The 16,058-nt window shown below is 72.7% G+C and carries 14 protein-coding genes and 1 pseudogene; 10 read left to right on the plus strand and 5 right to left on the minus strand.

Annotation, left to right across the window (positions count from 1 at the left end):
* The first annotated feature begins 53 nt into the window (after positions 1–53).
* Positions 54–497: an ATP-binding protein gene (locus tag ABZ937_RS05795; protein WP_361686049.1), complete on the plus strand. Its 444-nt coding sequence runs from the start codon at positions 54–56 to the stop codon at positions 495–497.
* Between the two features lie 123 nt (positions 498–620).
* Here ABZ937_RS05795 and ABZ937_RS05800 read toward each other — a convergent pair whose 3' ends face one another.
* Positions 621–1,664: a DUF2637 domain-containing protein gene (locus tag ABZ937_RS05800; RefSeq protein ID WP_361686051.1), complete on the minus strand. Its 1,044-nt coding sequence runs from the start codon at positions 1,662–1,664 to the stop codon at positions 621–623.
* Between the two features lie 444 nt (positions 1,665–2,108).
* Between ABZ937_RS05800 and ABZ937_RS05805 the strand changes: the two genes are divergently transcribed.
* Positions 2,109–2,888 carry a GntR family transcriptional regulator gene (locus ABZ937_RS05805; protein WP_361686053.1) on the plus strand — a complete coding sequence of 260 codons (780 nt, stop codon included), beginning with the start codon at positions 2,109–2,111 and terminating at the stop codon, positions 2,886–2,888.
* 82 nt (positions 2,889–2,970) lie between these two features.
* Here ABZ937_RS05805 and ABZ937_RS05810 read toward each other — a convergent pair whose 3' ends face one another.
* Together ABZ937_RS05810 and ABZ937_RS05815 are read right to left on the minus strand one after the other, a co-directional pair.
* Positions 2,971–3,735: a hypothetical protein gene (locus tag ABZ937_RS05810; RefSeq protein WP_361686055.1), complete on the minus strand. Its 765-nt coding sequence runs from the start codon at positions 3,733–3,735 to the stop codon at positions 2,971–2,973.
* A 167-nt stretch (positions 3,736–3,902) separates the two neighbouring features.
* Positions 3,903–5,576: a PucR family transcriptional regulator ligand-binding domain-containing protein gene (locus ABZ937_RS05815; protein ID WP_361686057.1), complete on the minus strand. Its 1,674-nt coding sequence runs from the start codon at positions 5,574–5,576 to the stop codon at positions 3,903–3,905.
* Between the two features lie 343 nt (positions 5,577–5,919).
* Here ABZ937_RS05815 and ABZ937_RS05820 point away from each other — a divergent pair, with 343 nt between their 5' ends.
* The 6 genes from ABZ937_RS05820 (at position 5,920) to ABZ937_RS05845 (ending at position 13,417) form a co-directional block, all read left to right on the plus strand.
* Positions 5,920–6,813: a xanthine dehydrogenase family protein subunit M gene (locus tag ABZ937_RS05820; protein WP_361686059.1), complete on the plus strand. Its 894-nt coding sequence runs from the start codon at positions 5,920–5,922 to the stop codon at positions 6,811–6,813.
* On the plus strand, positions 6,813–7,394 hold the full coding sequence (locus tag ABZ937_RS05825; protein WP_361686061.1) for a (2Fe-2S)-binding protein: 582 nt from the start codon (positions 6,813–6,815) through the stop codon (positions 7,392–7,394). The genes ABZ937_RS05820 and ABZ937_RS05825 overlap by 1 nt, the downstream gene beginning before the upstream one ends.
* Before the next feature lie 5 nt (positions 7,395–7,399).
* Complete coding sequence (locus tag ABZ937_RS05830; RefSeq protein WP_361686063.1) at positions 7,400–9,784, plus strand: molybdopterin cofactor-binding domain-containing protein; 2,385 nt, start codon at positions 7,400–7,402, stop codon at positions 9,782–9,784.
* Between the two features lie 209 nt (positions 9,785–9,993).
* Positions 9,994–11,451 (plus strand): NCS2 family permease, encoded by a 1,458-nt coding sequence (locus tag ABZ937_RS05835; protein WP_361686065.1) that lies wholly within the window; start codon positions 9,994–9,996, stop codon positions 11,449–11,451.
* A gap of 119 nt (positions 11,452–11,570) precedes the next feature.
* On the plus strand, positions 11,571–12,722 hold the full coding sequence (locus ABZ937_RS05840; RefSeq protein WP_361686067.1) for an XdhC/CoxI family protein: 1,152 nt from the start codon (positions 11,571–11,573) through the stop codon (positions 12,720–12,722).
* Positions 12,723–12,778: 56 nt separating this feature from the next.
* Entirely contained in the window at positions 12,779–13,417 is a 639-nt protein-coding gene (locus tag ABZ937_RS05845) for a LysE family translocator (protein WP_361686068.1), read from the plus strand.
* 20 nt (positions 13,418–13,437) lie between these two features.
* Here the strand turns inward: ABZ937_RS05845 and ABZ937_RS05850 are convergent, their stop codons facing one another.
* Positions 13,438–13,878, minus strand: a complete 441-nt coding sequence (locus ABZ937_RS05850) for an SRPBCC family protein (RefSeq protein ID WP_361686070.1) — start codon at positions 13,876–13,878, stop codon at positions 13,438–13,440.
* Between the two features lie 193 nt (positions 13,879–14,071).
* On the opposite strand from ABZ937_RS05850, the gene ABZ937_RS05855 reads away from it, so the two are divergent.
* Positions 14,072–15,085 carry a DUF2278 family protein gene (locus ABZ937_RS05855; protein ID WP_361686072.1) on the plus strand — a complete coding sequence of 338 codons (1,014 nt, stop codon included), beginning with the start codon at positions 14,072–14,074 and terminating at the stop codon, positions 15,083–15,085.
* A gap of 25 nt (positions 15,086–15,110) precedes the next feature.
* Here ABZ937_RS05855 and ABZ937_RS05860 read toward each other — a convergent pair.
* Positions 15,111–15,273: pseudogene (locus tag ABZ937_RS05860) on the minus strand (polysaccharide deacetylase family protein); the annotation flags it as partial.
* A gap of 65 nt (positions 15,274–15,338) precedes the next feature.
* Between ABZ937_RS05860 and ABZ937_RS05865 the strand changes: the two are divergent.
* On the plus strand, positions 15,339–15,983 hold the full coding sequence (locus tag ABZ937_RS05865) for a phosphoribosyltransferase family protein (protein ID WP_361686074.1): 645 nt from the start codon (positions 15,339–15,341) through the stop codon (positions 15,981–15,983).
* Positions 15,984–16,058 lie beyond the last annotated feature (75 nt).

Consider the following 16,058-nt stretch of genomic DNA (forward strand, 5'->3'; position numbering starts at 1 on the left):
CCAGCGGCGTGCGGGCGGGGGTCATGAAGAGGCAGGCACGAGGGGGCGGTCCCGTGACCATAGGGGCCTCCTCGGCGACAACGGGGGAAGAGACCGACACCATCACGGATCACGCGCGGCGGCTGAGGCGCAGGCTGGGCCGGGCCGACCTCAGGGCGGTGCCGGAGGCCCGCCGGGAGCTGCGCGAACTGCTGCGGCACTGGGGCAGGCCGGGCCGCTCGGAGATCGCCGAACTCCTCACCAGCGAACTCGTCACCAACGCGCTCGTCCACACCGACGACGACGCCGTCCTGACGGCCGTCGTGGAAGGGGGCGGACTGCGGGTGGAGGTGCGGGACTTCGTGGCCCGCAGACCCGAGCTGCGCGGCCCGGACACGGACGACGACACCCACGGCCGGGGCCTGGTGCTGGTGCAGTCCCTCGCCGACTCCTGGGGGGTACGGCCGCACGGGGTGGGCAAGTCGGTGTGGTTCGAACTCGGCGCCGAGGCGGCCTGAGAAGCCGCGGACCGGCGGCGGAACGAGCCGGGGACGCGCGGCGCGGACGGGAAACGGGATGGGGGCGTGACCCGTGCGGTCACGCCCCCGTCCCGTACCGCGGTCACCCCGCGGGGCCGGCCGTCAGCCGAACTGCTGCTCCAGGTCCTTGAGCTTGCGCTCCAGGGAGTCCAGGCGGGGCAGGGCCATGGTGTCGTCCTCGGCGGTGAGGTCGAGGGTCACCGGTTCAGCTCCGTTGCGGACCGGCTGCAGGGAGGGACGGGCGCGGACGGGCAGTTGCTCCGCGGTCGATATGGCAGGCTCCGCTGTGGCCGGCGCGGGACCGCGCTCCACCGCCGACACCTCGACCTGGCGGGCGGCGCCACGGCCGACGAAGCCGCGGTGGCCCCGGCTGATCGCCTTCAGCTGGGCCCGCTCCACGCGCTGCTGGTCACGCCGCCGCTGCCGGGTCTCGTCCTTCTTGCGCTGGTCGTCGCGGACCTCTTCGACGGCCTCGTCCAGGCTGCGCACGCCCTCCAGGAGCATCAGCGACCACGCCTTGTAGGTCTCGCGGGGCGCCCGCACCCAGCGCACGATCCGGATCTGCGGCAGCGGACGCGGCACCAGGCCCTGCTCGCGCAGCGCGGCCCGGCGGGTCTGCTTCAGCGCCCGGTCGAACAGCACGGCCGCCGACAGCGACATACCGGAGAAGAACTGCGGCGCACCGGCGTGCCCGGCGCCCCGGGGCGCGTGCACCCAGTTGAACCAGGCGGCCGCCGCCGCGAAGAGCCATACGAGTATCCGGGAGCCGAGCGCCGCGTCACCGTGGCTGGCCTCGCGCACCGCGAGGACGGAGCAGAACATCGCCGCGCCGTCGAGGCCGAACGGCACCAGGTACTGCCAGCCGTCGGTCAGCCCGAGGTTCTGTTCGCCGAAGCCGACGAGGCCGTGGAAGGACAGGGCCGCCGCCACCGCCGCACAGCAGAACAGGAGCACATAGGAGGCCGTGCCGTAGATGGCCTCCTTGCGCCTGCGGCGCTCCTCGCTGCGCTCCCACGAGTCGTCCGCGCTCGCGGTCTCCCCGGAGGAGCGCTTGCCGCGCGCGAGCACCGCCACCGCCGCCAGCATGCCCAGGAGCAGTACGGCGCCGGGAAGTAGCCAGTTCAGCGATATGTCGGTCAGTCTCATCAGGGGTCCCTTGCATTGGGATAGGGCGTAACGCCCGCCATAGTGGCCCACTCCCGACGGCCCTCAGGGGGTTTCGGGGCAAGAGGCCGCCAAGAAAGCGCAAGGGGATGCCCAGGGCGGCGTTCTGCTCGAACTGCCGCATGAGGGGCGGGAGTTGAGTTCGAATAAGACTACCCGTAGGGGTGGTTCCACGGAAAGTTCCCGTGACGGGTGAGGAAGGTGTGAATCCCCTGTCCGGGGTCGGTCCGCGAAGGGTCGGTCCCTGTGGCGGTGATCCTGGCGGACCCGTGGGAGCGCTCCCGGACGGCTGACTGAAAGGTAAGCCTTGCCTTACCTGAGATGGTCAGAGTTTGAACTGTCGCCTGGTGCGCCTAAGGTGCTTGACGGACAAGCGACAACCCATCGTCAATGACCCCAAGTACCGACAAGCCGCCAGGAGGACCCGTGAAGCAGGGCGTGCAGGGCTCCCCGGGCGCGCCGGTCGCCGCCCGGGTGCCGGCGCAGCAGCGCCCGTCCGCAGGCGCCGGCCCCGGCCGGGAGCGGGACGCCGCGGTGCCGGGCGCGGCGCGCGGCGAGCACACGCACGGTGAGCCGTCGGTCCCCGCGCCGCGGGCCGCCGTGCAGCGCTCCTCGGTGCGCGGGCAGATCCTGGACGCGCTGCGCACGGCGCTGGTCAGCGGCGACCTGAAGCCGGGCGAGGTCTACTCGGCGCCGGTGCTCGGGGAACGCTTCGGCGTCTCGGCCACGCCGGTGCGGGAGGCCATGCAGCAGCTCGCGCTGGAGGGCGCCGTCGAGGTCGTGCCCAACCGGGGCTTCCGGGTCGTCGAGCGGGGTGCGCGGGAGCTGGCCGAGCTGGCCGAGGTGCGGGCGCTGATCGAAGTGCCGGTGATGCTGCGGCTGGCCCGTACGGTGCCGGCCGAGCGGTGGGCCGAACTGCGTCCCCTCGCGGAGGAGACGGCACGCGCGGCCGCCACCGGCTGCCCGGCGACGTACGCGGAGTCCGACCGCGCCTTCCACCGGGCGCTGCTCGCCCTGGCGGGCAACGAGCAGCTGGTCCGTATCGCCGAGGACCTGCACCGGCGCTCGCAGTGGCCGCCCGTCCGCCGGACCCGGGCGGAACTCCTCGCGGACGCGGCGGAGCACACGGCTCTGCTGGACGCGTTGGCCGTCGGGGACGTGGATGTGGTGCGGGGGCTGGTGACAGAGCACTTCGCGGGCGCCTGAAGCGCCCCGGAGGGGCGCGGGGAACCGCGCGAGCAACCCCCACCGGCCCGCAGGCGGCGACCGGCCTCCCATGCCCCGTCCCTTACGCCGTCGCCGCCCCCGGCGCAGGCGGTGCCAGCTGGCGGGCCAGCCAGGTGGGTACACCGCCGAGCAGCCGGAACAGGCGGCGGGCCTCCTCCCGCAGCCGGGACGCCTCGGGTTCCTCCTCCGTCTCCGCCAGGGAGGCGAGCGCCGGTGCCGTGCCCACCAGGTAGCCCAACTCCTCCCGGATCCGCAGGGATTCGGCGAAGCCGTGCCGGGCATCGGCCAACTCGCCCTCGCGCAGGGCGAGTCCGGCCAGGTGCCGCCAGGTGAAGGACAGCAGGAGCTGGTCGGCGTCGGCCGTGGCGGCGGCGTGGGCGCGGCGGAACGCGGCGCGGGCCGCCTGCGGGACACCGGCCAGGTTCTGGGCCACCAGCCCCCGTCTGAAGTCCAGCAGAGCCCGCCCCGAGCCCCCCGGAGGGATCAGCGCCGCGGCCCTGCCGAGCGCGGCCCGTGCCTCGTCGGCCCGGTCGCGCACGCCGAGCAGGGTGGAGGCGTAGGCCAGGTAGCCCCGCTCGCAGGCGGCGGCCCCGCGCTCCTCGTCGCTGTGCGCCAGCGCCTCCGCCGTGCGCAGCGCGTCCTCCGCCTCCTCCCAGCCCCGCTCGGTGTACAGGCACCGTTCGGCCAGCAGGGCGGCCCGCTGGAGCGCGGGCGCGGGATCGTCGGCCGGCAGCAGGGCCGCCGCGTCGACCCAGCAGGCCCGGCTGCGCAACCGCCATACCGCGGTCTGGAGAGGATCGTCACCGGTCGTTCCGTTACCAGACATGGCGGTATGCGCCACGTTGCCCTCCCCGAGCACGCCATCGAGCTGTTGAGTGGTGGCGGCATTCCAGCACCAATCGCGGGGCCCGGCCAAGAGGGTGGGTGAAAGATTTCACAAAGTAGTGGGGCGCGGGCGTGACCGGGTTTGGCCGGCGGGCGCCCCCACTGACCTCAGCTCATGCGCAGGGCCAGGAAGAAGTCGAGCTTGTCCTCCAGGCGGGAGAGGTCACGTCCCGTCAACTGCTCGATCCGGCCGACCCGGTAGCGCAGCGTGTTGACGTGCAGGTGGAGGCGGGTGGCGCAGCGGGTCCAGGAGCCGTCGCAGTCGAGGAACGCCTCCAGGGTCGGGATCAGCTCGGCCCGGTGCCGGCGGTCGTAGTCCGTCAGCGGGTCCAGCAGACGGGCGGTGAAGGCGCGGCGGACGTCGTCCGGGACGAACGGGAGGAGCAGGACGTGGCTGGCCAGTTCCTGGTGGCCGGCCGCGCAGACCCGGCCGGTGCGGGCCGCGGCGACCCGGCGGGCGTGCCGGGCCTCCTCCAGGGCGCCGCGCAGGCCCTCCGCCGAGTGCACGGCCGCGCTGACTCCGAGGGTGAGCCGGCCGTCGTCGTTCAGGCCGGCCGACAGCGGCTCCCGTACCGACTGGAGCAGGGAGTCGGCCAGCAGGCCGGTCTCCGAGCCGTCGTGCTCGGCGGAGACCGCGGGCAGCGGGACCAGGGCGATCGCCTCGTCGCCCGTGTGGGCCACGGCGATCCGGTCCGAGGGTTCCGGGCCGGTCGCCAGCGGGTCGACCAGCACTTCCTCCAGCAGGGACTGGGCGACCGGGCCGCCGTCGACCTCCTCGCCCTCCCACTCCACGCGGGCCACCACGACCTGCCAGTGCGGGGCCGCCCCCAGGCCGGGCAGCAGCACCGGCGCCGCCACCCGCAGGCGGGCGGCGATCTCGGCGGGCGCGGCGCCGGTCTGCACCAGCTCCAGCACCTCCTGGGCGAGCCGGCGCCGCACCGTGCGGGCCGCGTCCCGGCGGTCCCGCTCGACGGCGATCAGCTGGGTGACGCCCTGGAGCAGATCCAGCCGCTCCCCGGGCCAGTCGCCGGCGTCCGCCTCCACGGCCAGCAGCCAGTCCGACAGGACCGTCTGGCGGACATCGCGGGAGGCCTGCGGGGAGCGTCCGGAGGAGCGGATCGGGAAGAGGGAGTACGTCGTGCCGCCCAGCAGGACCCGGTGCGGGCCGCGGCGGCCGGTGCGGGTGGCCGCCAGGTGCTCGGCGGCGAGCCGGGCGCAGGTCTCGGCGGGCAGCGCCGGGCCCGCCTCCTTGGAACCGGCGATCATCCGGCCGGTGGGAGAGAGCACCCAGGCGCGCAGGTCCAGGTCGGTGCCGAGCAGGTCCAGGACCACGTCCGGGCCGCCGCCCGCCGGGCCCGAGGTCATCATCCGGCGGTGCCGGTCCACGACGGCCGCCAGGTCTCCGGCGCGCTCGCCGGAGACCTGCCGGACCACGTACTCGGTGATCGTCGCGAACGCCACCGACTCGTGCACCGCGAACAGCGGCAGCCGGTGCTTCGCGCAGGCCAGCATCAGGTCGTCCGGCACATCGCCCAGCTCGGCCTCGCCGGCCGCGAGGGCCGCCACCCCGGCCTGCACCAGGATCCGTACGAAGGGCTCGGAGTCGGCCGCGTCCCGGCGCCAGGCCAGGCCCGTCAGCACCAGCTCACCGCCGGAGAGGTAGCGGCTCGGGTCGCGCAGGTCGGTGGTCATGACCCCGCGTACCGCGCGGTCCAGCTCGTCCTCGCCGCCGAGCAGCCGCAGGCCCAGCGCATCGGTGTCCAGCAGTGCGCGCAGCCGCATCTCGTCGCCGCCGTTCTTTGTCTCGAAACCTACGATGGATCATGGAGGGGGGCCGGGAAGGGGCCCGGTGAGGGGCCGCACCGGCCGGAAACCGGGCTCGCCGTGCCGTTACCTGCGTTTCCCCAGGAAAACGGAGAGGTTACCGATGACCTCCGTTCATACGAATCTACAAGATGCCCGGGCTGGCCAGCCAACTCCTTCATGGTTTCGGTGACTGACCCCGCCGGAGCACAGGGCGGTGTACTGAGTCCACTCCGCGTTAACAGGACATGAACGAGCCGGGCCCGCCGCACACGGATTGGCTCAATCTGAACGACCCACGAGACGAAGAAGAGAGCCGGTCATGGACTTCCTTCGCCCCGCCAGCTGGGAGGAGGCGCTCGCCGCGAAGGCCGAGCACCCCACCGCTGTGCCGATTGCGGGTGGCACCGATGTGATGGTCGAGATCAACTTCGACCACCGCCGGCCCGAGTACCTCCTCGACCTCAACCGCATCGGCGACCTCTACGAGTGGGAGGTCGGCGAGGACACCGTACGGCTGGGTGCCTCCGTCCCGTACACCAAGATCATGTCGAATCTCCGTGCCGAGCTGCCGGGCCTCGCGCTCGCCTCGCACACGGTCGCCTCCCCGCAGATCCGCAACCGCGGCGGCGTCGGCGGCAACCTCGGCACGGCCTCGCCCGCCGGCGACGCCCACCCCGCCCTCCTCGCGGCCGGCGCCGAGGTCGAGGTGGCGTCGGCGGCCCGGGGCACCCGGCTGATCCCGATCGACGAGTTCTACACGGGCGTCAAGCGCAACGCGCTCCGGCCCGACGAGCTGATCCGCGCCGTGCACGTGAAGAAGGCCGACGGCCCGCAGCAGTACTCGAAGGTCGGCACCCGCAACGCCATGGTCATCGCCGTGTGCGCCTTCGGTCTCGCCCTGCACCCGGAGACCCGCACCGTCCGGACCGGCATCGGCTCGGCCGCCCCCACCCCGGTGCGGGCCAAGGCCGCCGAGGAGTTCCTGAACGCGGCCCTGGAGGAGGGCGGCTTCTGGGACAACGGAAAGATCATCACCCCGTCGGTCGCCAAGCAGTTCGCGGACCTGTGCTCCGCCGCCTGCAACCCGATCGACGACGTCCGGGGCACCGCCAGCTACCGCCGGCACGCGGTCGGCGTCATGGCCCGCCGGACCCTGACCTGGACCTGGGAGTCGTACCGCGGCGCCCGCCGCACCACCGAGGGAGCTGCGTGATGCGCGTCAACTTCACCGTCAACGGTCGTCCGCAGGAAGCCGACGACGTCTGGGAGGGCGAGAGCCTGCTCTACGTCCTGCGCGAGCGCCTGGGCCTGCCCGGCTCGAAGAACGCCTGTGAGCAGGGCGAGTGCGGCTCCTGCACCGTGCGCCTGGACGGCGTGCCCGTCTGCTCCTGCCTGGTCGCGGCCGGCCAGGTCGAGGGCCGGGACGTGGTGACCGTCGAGGGCCTCGCGGACTACGCCAAGCAGCGCGCCGAGGGCGGCTGCGCCACCGGCGCCTGCGGTACGACCCTCCAGGACGCCCAGGGGTGGAAGGCCAAGGGCACCGACTCGCAGACCGGCGAGGGCACCGAACTCTCCCCCATCCAGCAGGCGTTCCTCGACGCCGGCGCCGTCCAGTGCGGCTTCTGCACCCCGGGTCTGCTCGTCGCGGCCGACGAGATGCTGGAGAACAACCCGAACCCGACCGACGCGGACATCCGCGAGGCGCTGTCGGGCAACCTGTGCCGCTGCACGGGCTACGAGAAGATCATGGACGCGGTCCGCCTGGCGGCCGCCCGCCAGTCCGAGGGGGTCTGACAGACATGCCGACGAACGGCGCTCCTACGAAGATCACGCAGGGCTACCGGACCAAGGGCGGCATCGGCGAGTCCACGCTCCGCCCGGACGGCACCCTCAAGGTCACCGGCGAGTTCGCGTACTCGTCCGACATGTGGCACGAGGACATGCTGTGGGGCCAGATCCTGCGCTCCACCGTCGCGCACGCCGAGATCGTGTCGATCGACACCTCCGAGGCCCTCGCCATGGCCGGCGTGTACGCCGTCATGACGTACGACGACCTGCCCACCGAGGTGAAGAACTACGGCCTGGAGATCCAGGACACCCCGGTCCTCGCGCACGGCAAGGTACGCCACCACGGCGAGCCGGTCGCGATCGTCGCCGCCGACCACCCGGAGACGGCCCGCCGCGCCGCCGCCAAGATCAAGGTGGAGTACAAGGAGCTGCCCGTCATCACCGACGAGGCCTCCGCGACCGCCCCCGACGCGATCCTGGTCCACGAGGGCCGCGACGACCACCACGCCTCCCACGTGCCGCACCCGAACATCGTGCACCGCCAGCCCATCATCCGCGGCGACGTGACGGAGGCCCGCAAACGGGCCGACGTGATCGTCGAGGGCGAGTACACCTTCGGCATGCAGGACCAGGCCTTCCTCGGCCCCGAGTCCGGCCTCGCCGTGCCCGAGGAGGACGGCGGCGTCCACCTCTACATCGCCACCCAGTGGCTGCACTCCGACCTGCGCCAGATCGCGCCCGTCCTCGGCCTGCCCGAGGAGAAGGTGCGCATGACGCTGGCCGGCGTCGGCGGCGCGTTCGGCGGTCGCGAGGACCTGTCGATGCAGATCCACGCCTGCCTGCTGGCGATGCGCACCGGCAAGCCGGTGAAGATCGTCTACAACCGGTTCGAGTCCTTCTTCGGGCACGTCCACCGGCACCCGGCGAAGCTCTACTACGAGCACGGCGCCACCAAGGACGGCAAGCTCACGCACATGAAGTGCAGGATCGTCCTGGACGGCGGCGCCTACGCCTCCGCCTCCCCGGCGGTCGTCGGCAACGCCTCGTCCCTGTCGGTCGGCCCGTACGTCATCGACGACGTCGACATCGAGGCCATCGCCCTCTACACCAACAACCCGCCGTGCGGCGCCATGCGCGGCTTCGGCGCGGTCCAGGCGTGCTTCGCCTACGAGGCGCAGATGGACAAGCTGGCGAAGAAGCTCGGCATGGACCCGGTGGAGTTCCGGCAGCTGAACGCGATGGAGCAGGGCACCATCATGCCGACCGGGCAGCCGGTCGACTCCCCGGCTCCGGTCGCCGAACTCCTGCGCCGCGTCAAGGCGATGCCGCTGCCGCCCGAGCGCCAGTGGGAGTCCAGCGAGGGCGCCGACGTACGGCAGCTGCCCGGCGGCCTGTCCAACACCACCCACGGCGAGGGCGTCGTCCGCGGTGTCGGCTACGCGGTCGGCATCAAGAACGTCGGCTTCTCCGAGGGCTTCGACGACTACTCCACCGCCAAGGTGCGCATGGAGGTCATCGCCGGTGAGCCCGTCGCCACCGTGCACACCGCGATGGCGGAGGTCGGCCAGGGCGGCGTCACCGTCCACGCGCAGATCGCCCGCACCGAGCTGGGCGTCACCCAGGTGACCATCCACCCGGCCGACACGCAGGTGGGCTCGGCCGGCTCGACCTCGGCCTCCCGGCAGACGTACGTCACCGGCGGCGCCGTGAAGAACGCCTGCGAACTCGTCCGCGAGCGGGTCCTGGAGATCGGCCGCCGCAAGTTCGGCTCGTACCACCCGGCCTGGGCGACGGCCGAACTCCTCCTGGAGGGCGGCAAGGTCGTCACCGACGGCGGCGAGGTCCTCGCCGACCTGGTGGACGTCCTGGAGAACGAGGCGGTGGAGATCGAGGAGGAGTGGCGGCACCGGCCGACCGAGCCCTTCGACCTGCGCACCGGCCAGGGCAACGGCCACGTCCAGTACTCCTTCGCGGCGCACCGCGCGGTCGTCGAGGTCGACACCGAACTCGGCCTGGTCAAGGTCATCGAACTGGCCTGTGCCCAGGACGTCGGCAAGGCCCTCAACCCGCTGTCCGTCCTCGGCCAGATCCAGGGCGGCACCCTGCAGGGCATGGGCATCGCGGTGATGGAGGAGATCGTGGTCGATCCCAAGACCGCGAAGGTCAGGAACCCGTCCTTCACCGACTACCTGCTGCCCACGATTCTCGACACGCCGATCATCCCGGTCGACGTGCTCGAACTCGCCGACGAGCACGCCCCCTACGGGCTGCGCGGCATCGGCGAGGCCCCGACCCTGTCGTCCACGCCGGCCGTCCTCGCGGCGATCCGGAACGCGACCGGGCTGGAGCTCAACCGCACTCCGGTGCGGCCCGAGCACCTCACGGAAACCGCGTAGCACCCCACAGCTCTCCGGGCGGCGCAGGGAACGTCACACACTCCGCCGCGCCGCCCGGAGGAACCCCTTTGAGTTCCGCTCCGCTCGCGGTCCTTGAAGTACCAGGAAATTCGTTCGTCTCGGGCCGTCCCCCGGGTCGTCCATTCCCAAATCCCGTGACCGTCAGGGCGGTTGCACGGGTGCCCCTGTGAACCTTGGGAGATGGCACCATGACCCAGCAGTCAGTGGAGCCCAGGACCGCAGCCGACGACGCGGGCGATGGCAGCCGCGTCCCGGCCGGGCGTTCCTGGCTCGACCGGTACTTCCACATATCCAGAAGAGGATCCACGGTCTCGCGAGAGGTCCGCGGCGGCATCACCACCTTCATGGCGATGGCCTACATCCTCCTGCTCAACCCCCTCATCCTGTCCGGCAAGGACCACGCGGGGGACACGCTCGGCCAGAAGGCGCTGATCACCGCGACCGCGTTCGCGGCGGCCTTCACCACGCTGCTGATGGGTTTCGTCGGCAAGGTGCCGCTCGCCCTCGCCGCCGGCCTCTCCGTCTCCGGCGTCCTGTCCTCCCAGGTCGCCCCGGAGATGACCTGGCCGCAGGCCATGGGCATGTGCGTGATGTACGGCGCCGTCATCATGCTGCTGGTCGTCACCGGCCTGCGCGAGATGATCATGAACGCGATCCCGCTCGCGCTCAAGCACGGCATCACGATGGGCATCGGCCTGTTCATCGCCCTCATCGGTTTCTACAAGTCCGGCTTCGTGCACCAGGGCAAGGCCACCCCGGTCACCCTCGGCCCCGCCGGCGAACTCGCCGGCTGGCCGGTCCTGCTCTTCGCCGGCACCCTCCTGCTGATCTTCATGCTCCAGGCCCGGAACGTCCCCGGCGCCATCCTCATCGGCATCATCTCCGGCACCGTCGTCGCCGCCGTCCTCAACGGGTTCGGCGTCATCGACCCCAAGCAGTGGGCGAACGGCGCCCCCGAACTGCACGGCAGCGCGGTCTCGATGCCCGACTTCTCGCTCTTCGGGGACGTGGAGTTCGGCGGCTGGGGCCAGGTCGGCGCGATGACGGTCGGCATGATCGTCTTCACCCTCGTGCTCGCCGGCTTCTTCGACGCGATGGCCACCATCATCGGCGTCGGCACCGAGGCCAACCTGGCCGACGACAAGGGCCGGATGCCGGGCCTGTCCAAGGCGCTGTTCATCGACGGCGCCGGCGGCGCGATCGGCGGTGTGGCGGGCGGCTCCGGCCAGACCGTGTTCATCGAGTCGGCCACCGGCGTCGGCGAGGGCGCCCGCACCGGTCTCGCCTCGGTCGTCACCGGCCTTTTCTTCGCGGCCTGTCTGTTCTTCACCCCCCTGACCGCGATCGTCCCGCAGGAGGTGGCCTCCGCCGCCCTGGTCGTCATCGGCGCGATGATGCTGATGAACGCCCGGCACGTGGACTGGGCCGACCGCGCGACCGCCATCCCCGTCTTCCTGACCGTCGTCCTGATGCCGTTCACGTACACCATCACCACCGGTGTCGCCGCGGGCGTCATCTCCTACGTCGCCATCAAGACGGCCCAGGGCAAGGCCCGCGAGATCGGCGCCTTCATGTGGGGTCTGACGGTCGTGTTCCTCGTCTACTTCGCCCTTCATCCCATCGAGGGCTGGCTCGGCGTCCACTAGACGCTCCGCCGGCAGAGCCATGAGGGGTCGGCGGTCGTCCGCAGGCCCGTCGTGGCTGGTCGCGCAGTTCCCCGCGCCCCTTCGGGGCGCCTGTCCCAACCCCGTGAGGAGACCGAGAGATGCTGGACATCGCCGAGGAGCTGAACCGGTGGGTCGAGCAGGGCCGTGACTTCGCCGTCGCCACCGTGGTGGCCGTCGGCGGCAGCGCCCCGCGCCAACCCGGCGCCGCCCTCGCGGTGGACGCCGACGGAACGGCCATCGGTTCGGTCTCCGGCGGGTGCGTGGAGGGCGCCGTGTACGAGCTGTGCCGGCAGGCGCTCGAGGACGGGGAAACCGTCCTCGAACGCTTCGGCTACAGCGACGAGGATGCCTTCGCCGTCGGCCTGACCTGTGGCGGCATCATCGACATCCTCGTCACACCGGTCCGGGCGGACGGTCCCGCCCGGGCGGTGTTCGCGGCCGCGCTGGCCGCCGCCGCCCGTGGGGAGGCGGCGGCGGTCGCGCGGATCGCCGAGGGTCCGGCACAGCTGCGGGGCCGGGCCCTCCTCGTCCGCGCCGACGGGTCCCACGACGGCGGCTTCGGCGCCCACCCCGAGCTGGACCGCACGGTCGCCGCCGAGGCCGGCGCCTTCCTGGACGCGGGCCGCACCGGCACCGTGGAGATCGGCGAACAGGGCTCCCGCTGCGGAGCCCCGCTCACGGTCCTGGTCGAGTCCTCCGTCCCCGCCCCCCGGATGATCGTCTTCGGCGCGATCGACTTCGCGTCGGCGCTGGTCCGGATCGGCAAGTTCCTCGGCTATCACGTCACGGTGTGCGACGCCCGCCCGGTGTTCGCCACCCGAACCCGCTTCCCGGAGGCCGACGAGATCGTCGTGGAGTGGCCGCACCGGTACCTGGAGCGCACCGAGGTCGACGGCCGCAGCGTCCTGTGCGTCCTCACCCACGACGCCAAGTTCGACGTACCGCTGCTCCAGCTGGCGCTGCGGCTGCCGGTCGCCTACGTCGGCGCGATGGGCTCCCGCCGGACCCACCTGGACCGCAACGAGCGGCTGCGCGCCGTCGGTGTCACCGAGCTGGAGCTGGCCCGGCTGCACTCCCCGATCGGCCTCGACCTCGGCGCCCGTACGCCCGAGGAGACGGCGCTGTCCATCGCGGCGGAGATCGTCGCGGGCCGGCGCGGCGGCAGCGGCGTCGCGCTGACCGGCGCGCACACCCCCATCCACCACGACACGGGCGCGCGGCAGGCGGGGCGGCTCGGCTCGGTCGCCTGAGACAGCGCGGGAAAAGCGGTTGCCGGGCGGTGCCGTCCCCGTGCTTGCATGAGGCCATGATGTCCACCGACCGGCTGCTGGCCTTCGCGGCCCTGTCCTTCCTGCTGATCGTGATCCCCGGGCCCAGCGTGCTGTTCGTGATCGGGCGGGCGCTGGCCCACGGGCGGCGCGCCGCGCTGACCACCGTCGTGGGCAACACGCTCGGCGCCTACGTCCTCGTGGTGGCCGTGGCGCTCGGCGTCGGGTCGGTCGTGGAGCGGTCGGTCCTCGTGTTCACCGCGCTGAAGCTCGCGGGCGCCGCCTACCTGGTGTATCTGGGCGTCAAGGCGTGGCGGCGGCGCGGCTCGCTGCGGGAGGCGTTCACCGGCTCCGGGGAGCCGCACAGCGGCCTGCGCACGCTGGGGGAGGGCTTCGCGGTCGGGGTGGCCAACCCCAAGACGATCGTGTTCTTCGCCGCCGTACTGCCCCAGTTCGTGGACCGTGACCAGGGGCACGTCCCCCTGCAGATGCTGCTGCTCGGCCTCGTCTTCAACGCGATGGCTCTGGCCTCCGACAGCCTCTGGGGACTGGTCGCGTCCACCGCCCGGGACTGGTTCGCCCGCTCGCCGCGGCGCATGTCCGCCGTCGGCGGGATCGGCGGCCTGACGATGATCGGTCTGGGCGTGACGGTCGCCGCGACCGGCCGCAAGGACTGAACACCACCGGACCGGGCGGTTCACGGCCGCCTGAGCAGTCGGTTCGCCGCCCGGCCGAACAGCGTACGGGCCGCACGCGCCAGCAGCCCGTCGAAGGCGCGGGGCAGGAAGCGGACCCGCAGCTCCTCCCGCCACACCACCCGGCTACGGCCCCCGGGCCCCGGCCGGACCTCGATCTCCGCCCAGCCCAGGATCACCCGGCCACGCTTCTCCAGCCGGCACAGGCCGCCCTCGCCGTCGGCGGGCGGGCGCCAGACCGTGACCTCCATGACGTCGTCGAAGGCGAACGGGCCGAGCCCCGAGCGGGCCACGAAGCGCGTGCCCTCGCGGGTCGGCGCGGGCGTGAGCAGCCTGATCCGGGTCAGCGGGACCGCGTCGGCGTGGCGGGGCCACTGGGTGAGCCGGCGCCACGCCTCGTCGAGCGGGAGCGGGGCCGTACGTTCCAAGGAGAAGGTGGGCACGGCACGATCGTAGGCAATGGGCGCCGTTCACCTGCGCGTTCGGCGCCGCGCCTCATCCCGCTCGCGTAGCGGGTGTCCATGAGGAGTCGTATCCTGAAACAGTCGGTGCTCGGGGCGGTGCAACCGGCTTCCTCCTTCTACGCTTCCTGCCAGGGGCCGGGCAACCCGTCCGCCTTCCGGGGGAGTTGATCTCATGCCGTTGAAGACCTACGGCGTCCTGATCGCGCGCGCCGTCGACACCCGGCGCGAGGGCGCGAAGGACACACCGCACTACCAGATCCATCTCATGGACGGGCAGGGCACGCACTACCGCGCCTCGGTCAACGTGCTCTCGCAGGAGCACCCCTCCGAGCTGCTCTACCTGGTCGCCGAGGATTTCCGGCACCCGCTGACCGCCCGCCTGGCGGGCCTGCCGAGCGGCTGGAACAGCCTGCCGTCCGACCCCGGCGGCCCGAACCTCGACTTCGTCCGCGGCAACCTGTTCGACCCGGCCGGCATGCGGTCGCTCCCGCCGGACGTCGCGGGCCCGGACAACGACCTGGCCGACCTCCTCGACCACTACGTACGGCGCGCGGTCGAGGATCCCGACGCCCGGATGTACCTCTTCGGTGCCCGCTTCGGCCCCGAACCCGCCGTCAAGGACAAGGTGTTCGGCTTCCTGCCCGGCAACGGCGTGCACGACATCCACATGAACCAGGGCAACAGCCGCCGGTTCCGCGGCGACGACGGCGTGTGGCAGGACGGCGGACTCCTCCTGCACTTCCCGGCGCAGGGCCGCTGGATCGGCATCTTCCTGGCCTTCCAGAGCCAGTCCTGGCACACCGACGACACCACCGGGCACACCCTGGACGACGTCGACGGCAGCCGGCCCACACCCGGCGCGCAGCCCGTACGGATCGTCGCGGCGCTCGTCAACCCGAAGGGCGCCGCCCCCGAGGCGGAGAACGTGACCCTCCTCAACGCCTCGCCGGACCCGGTGGACCTGACCGGCTGGCGCGTCGTCGGCCGCCTCGGCGAGGGGTCGCCCGTCCCGGCCACGGTCCCGCTCGCGGCCGGTGCCTGGCTCACCGTGCCCCTCACCGCCGACGGCCAACTCGGCAACCACGGCGGCGAGATCACGCTCCTCGACGCGGCCGGCCTGAAGGTGCACGGCGTCTCCTACACCGCCGAGGAGGCCGGCCGGGAGGGCTGGTCGGTGGTCTTCTGAGGGGTAGGGCGCGGTCGCCGCAGAGGCGGTACACCTTGCCGGGCGCCGACAGCTGAGGAACCGTCACGAAGACGTGGCCGCGCGCCCTCAGCGCGTCGATGACGCCGGGACGACCGGGCGAGGACGCGCTTGGTGATGAGCGCCGAGCCGTTCGTCGTGCAGTCCTTGGCGGTCACGCTCCACAGCACCGTGCGGACGGCGCCGTAGCACCATGGAAGGAGGGGGCGGACACACCCCGGCGGAAGGACCACCCATGTACTTCCGGGACCGCGCCGAAGCCGGCCGGGAACTCGCCGGACTCCTGTGCGACCTGCACGATCAAGGCGCCCTTCCCGACTCGGTCGTCGTCCTCGCCCTGCCCCGCGGCGGAGTCGCCGTCGCCGAGCCCGTCGCCCGGGCCCTCGGCGCCCCGCTCGACGTACTCGTCGTCCGCAAGATCGGCGCCCCGCACCACCGGGAGTTCGCCGTCGGCGCGCTCGCCGCGGACGACCCGCCGTTCTTCGACGCCGGCACCCTCGGCCGCCTCGGACTCACCGAGGACTCCCTCGCCGGGGACGTGGACCGCGAGCGGGAGGAGCTGCACCGCCGCGAGCGGCGCTACCGCGGCGACCGCCCGCCGCCGGACCTCAAGGGCCGCACGGTGATCGTCGTCGACGACGGTCTGGCCACCGGCGCCACCGCCCGCGCCGCCCTGCGCCACGTCCGGCGCCGCGACCCCGCCCACCTCGTCCTCGCCGTACCGGTCGGCGCCCCGGACGCCCTCGGCTCCCTCGCCGCCGAGGCCGACACCGTCGTCTGCCCCCACCGCCCGGCGGGCTTCGCCGCGGTCGGCCAGTGGTACGAGGACTTCGGCCAGCTCAGCGACAGCGACGTGGTCACGGCTTTGCGGGGCGTCTGAGCATGGACGCGGGTGGACACCTTCCGGCTCGCGCTCGAGTCGTACCTGTTGCCACCCGTGAGCCCCGGACCGCGT

Source organism: Streptomyces sp. NPDC046727 (assembly GCF_040645635.1).
In the GTDB taxonomy this organism is placed as follows: Bacteria; Actinomycetota; Actinomycetes; order Streptomycetales; family Streptomycetaceae; genus Streptomyces.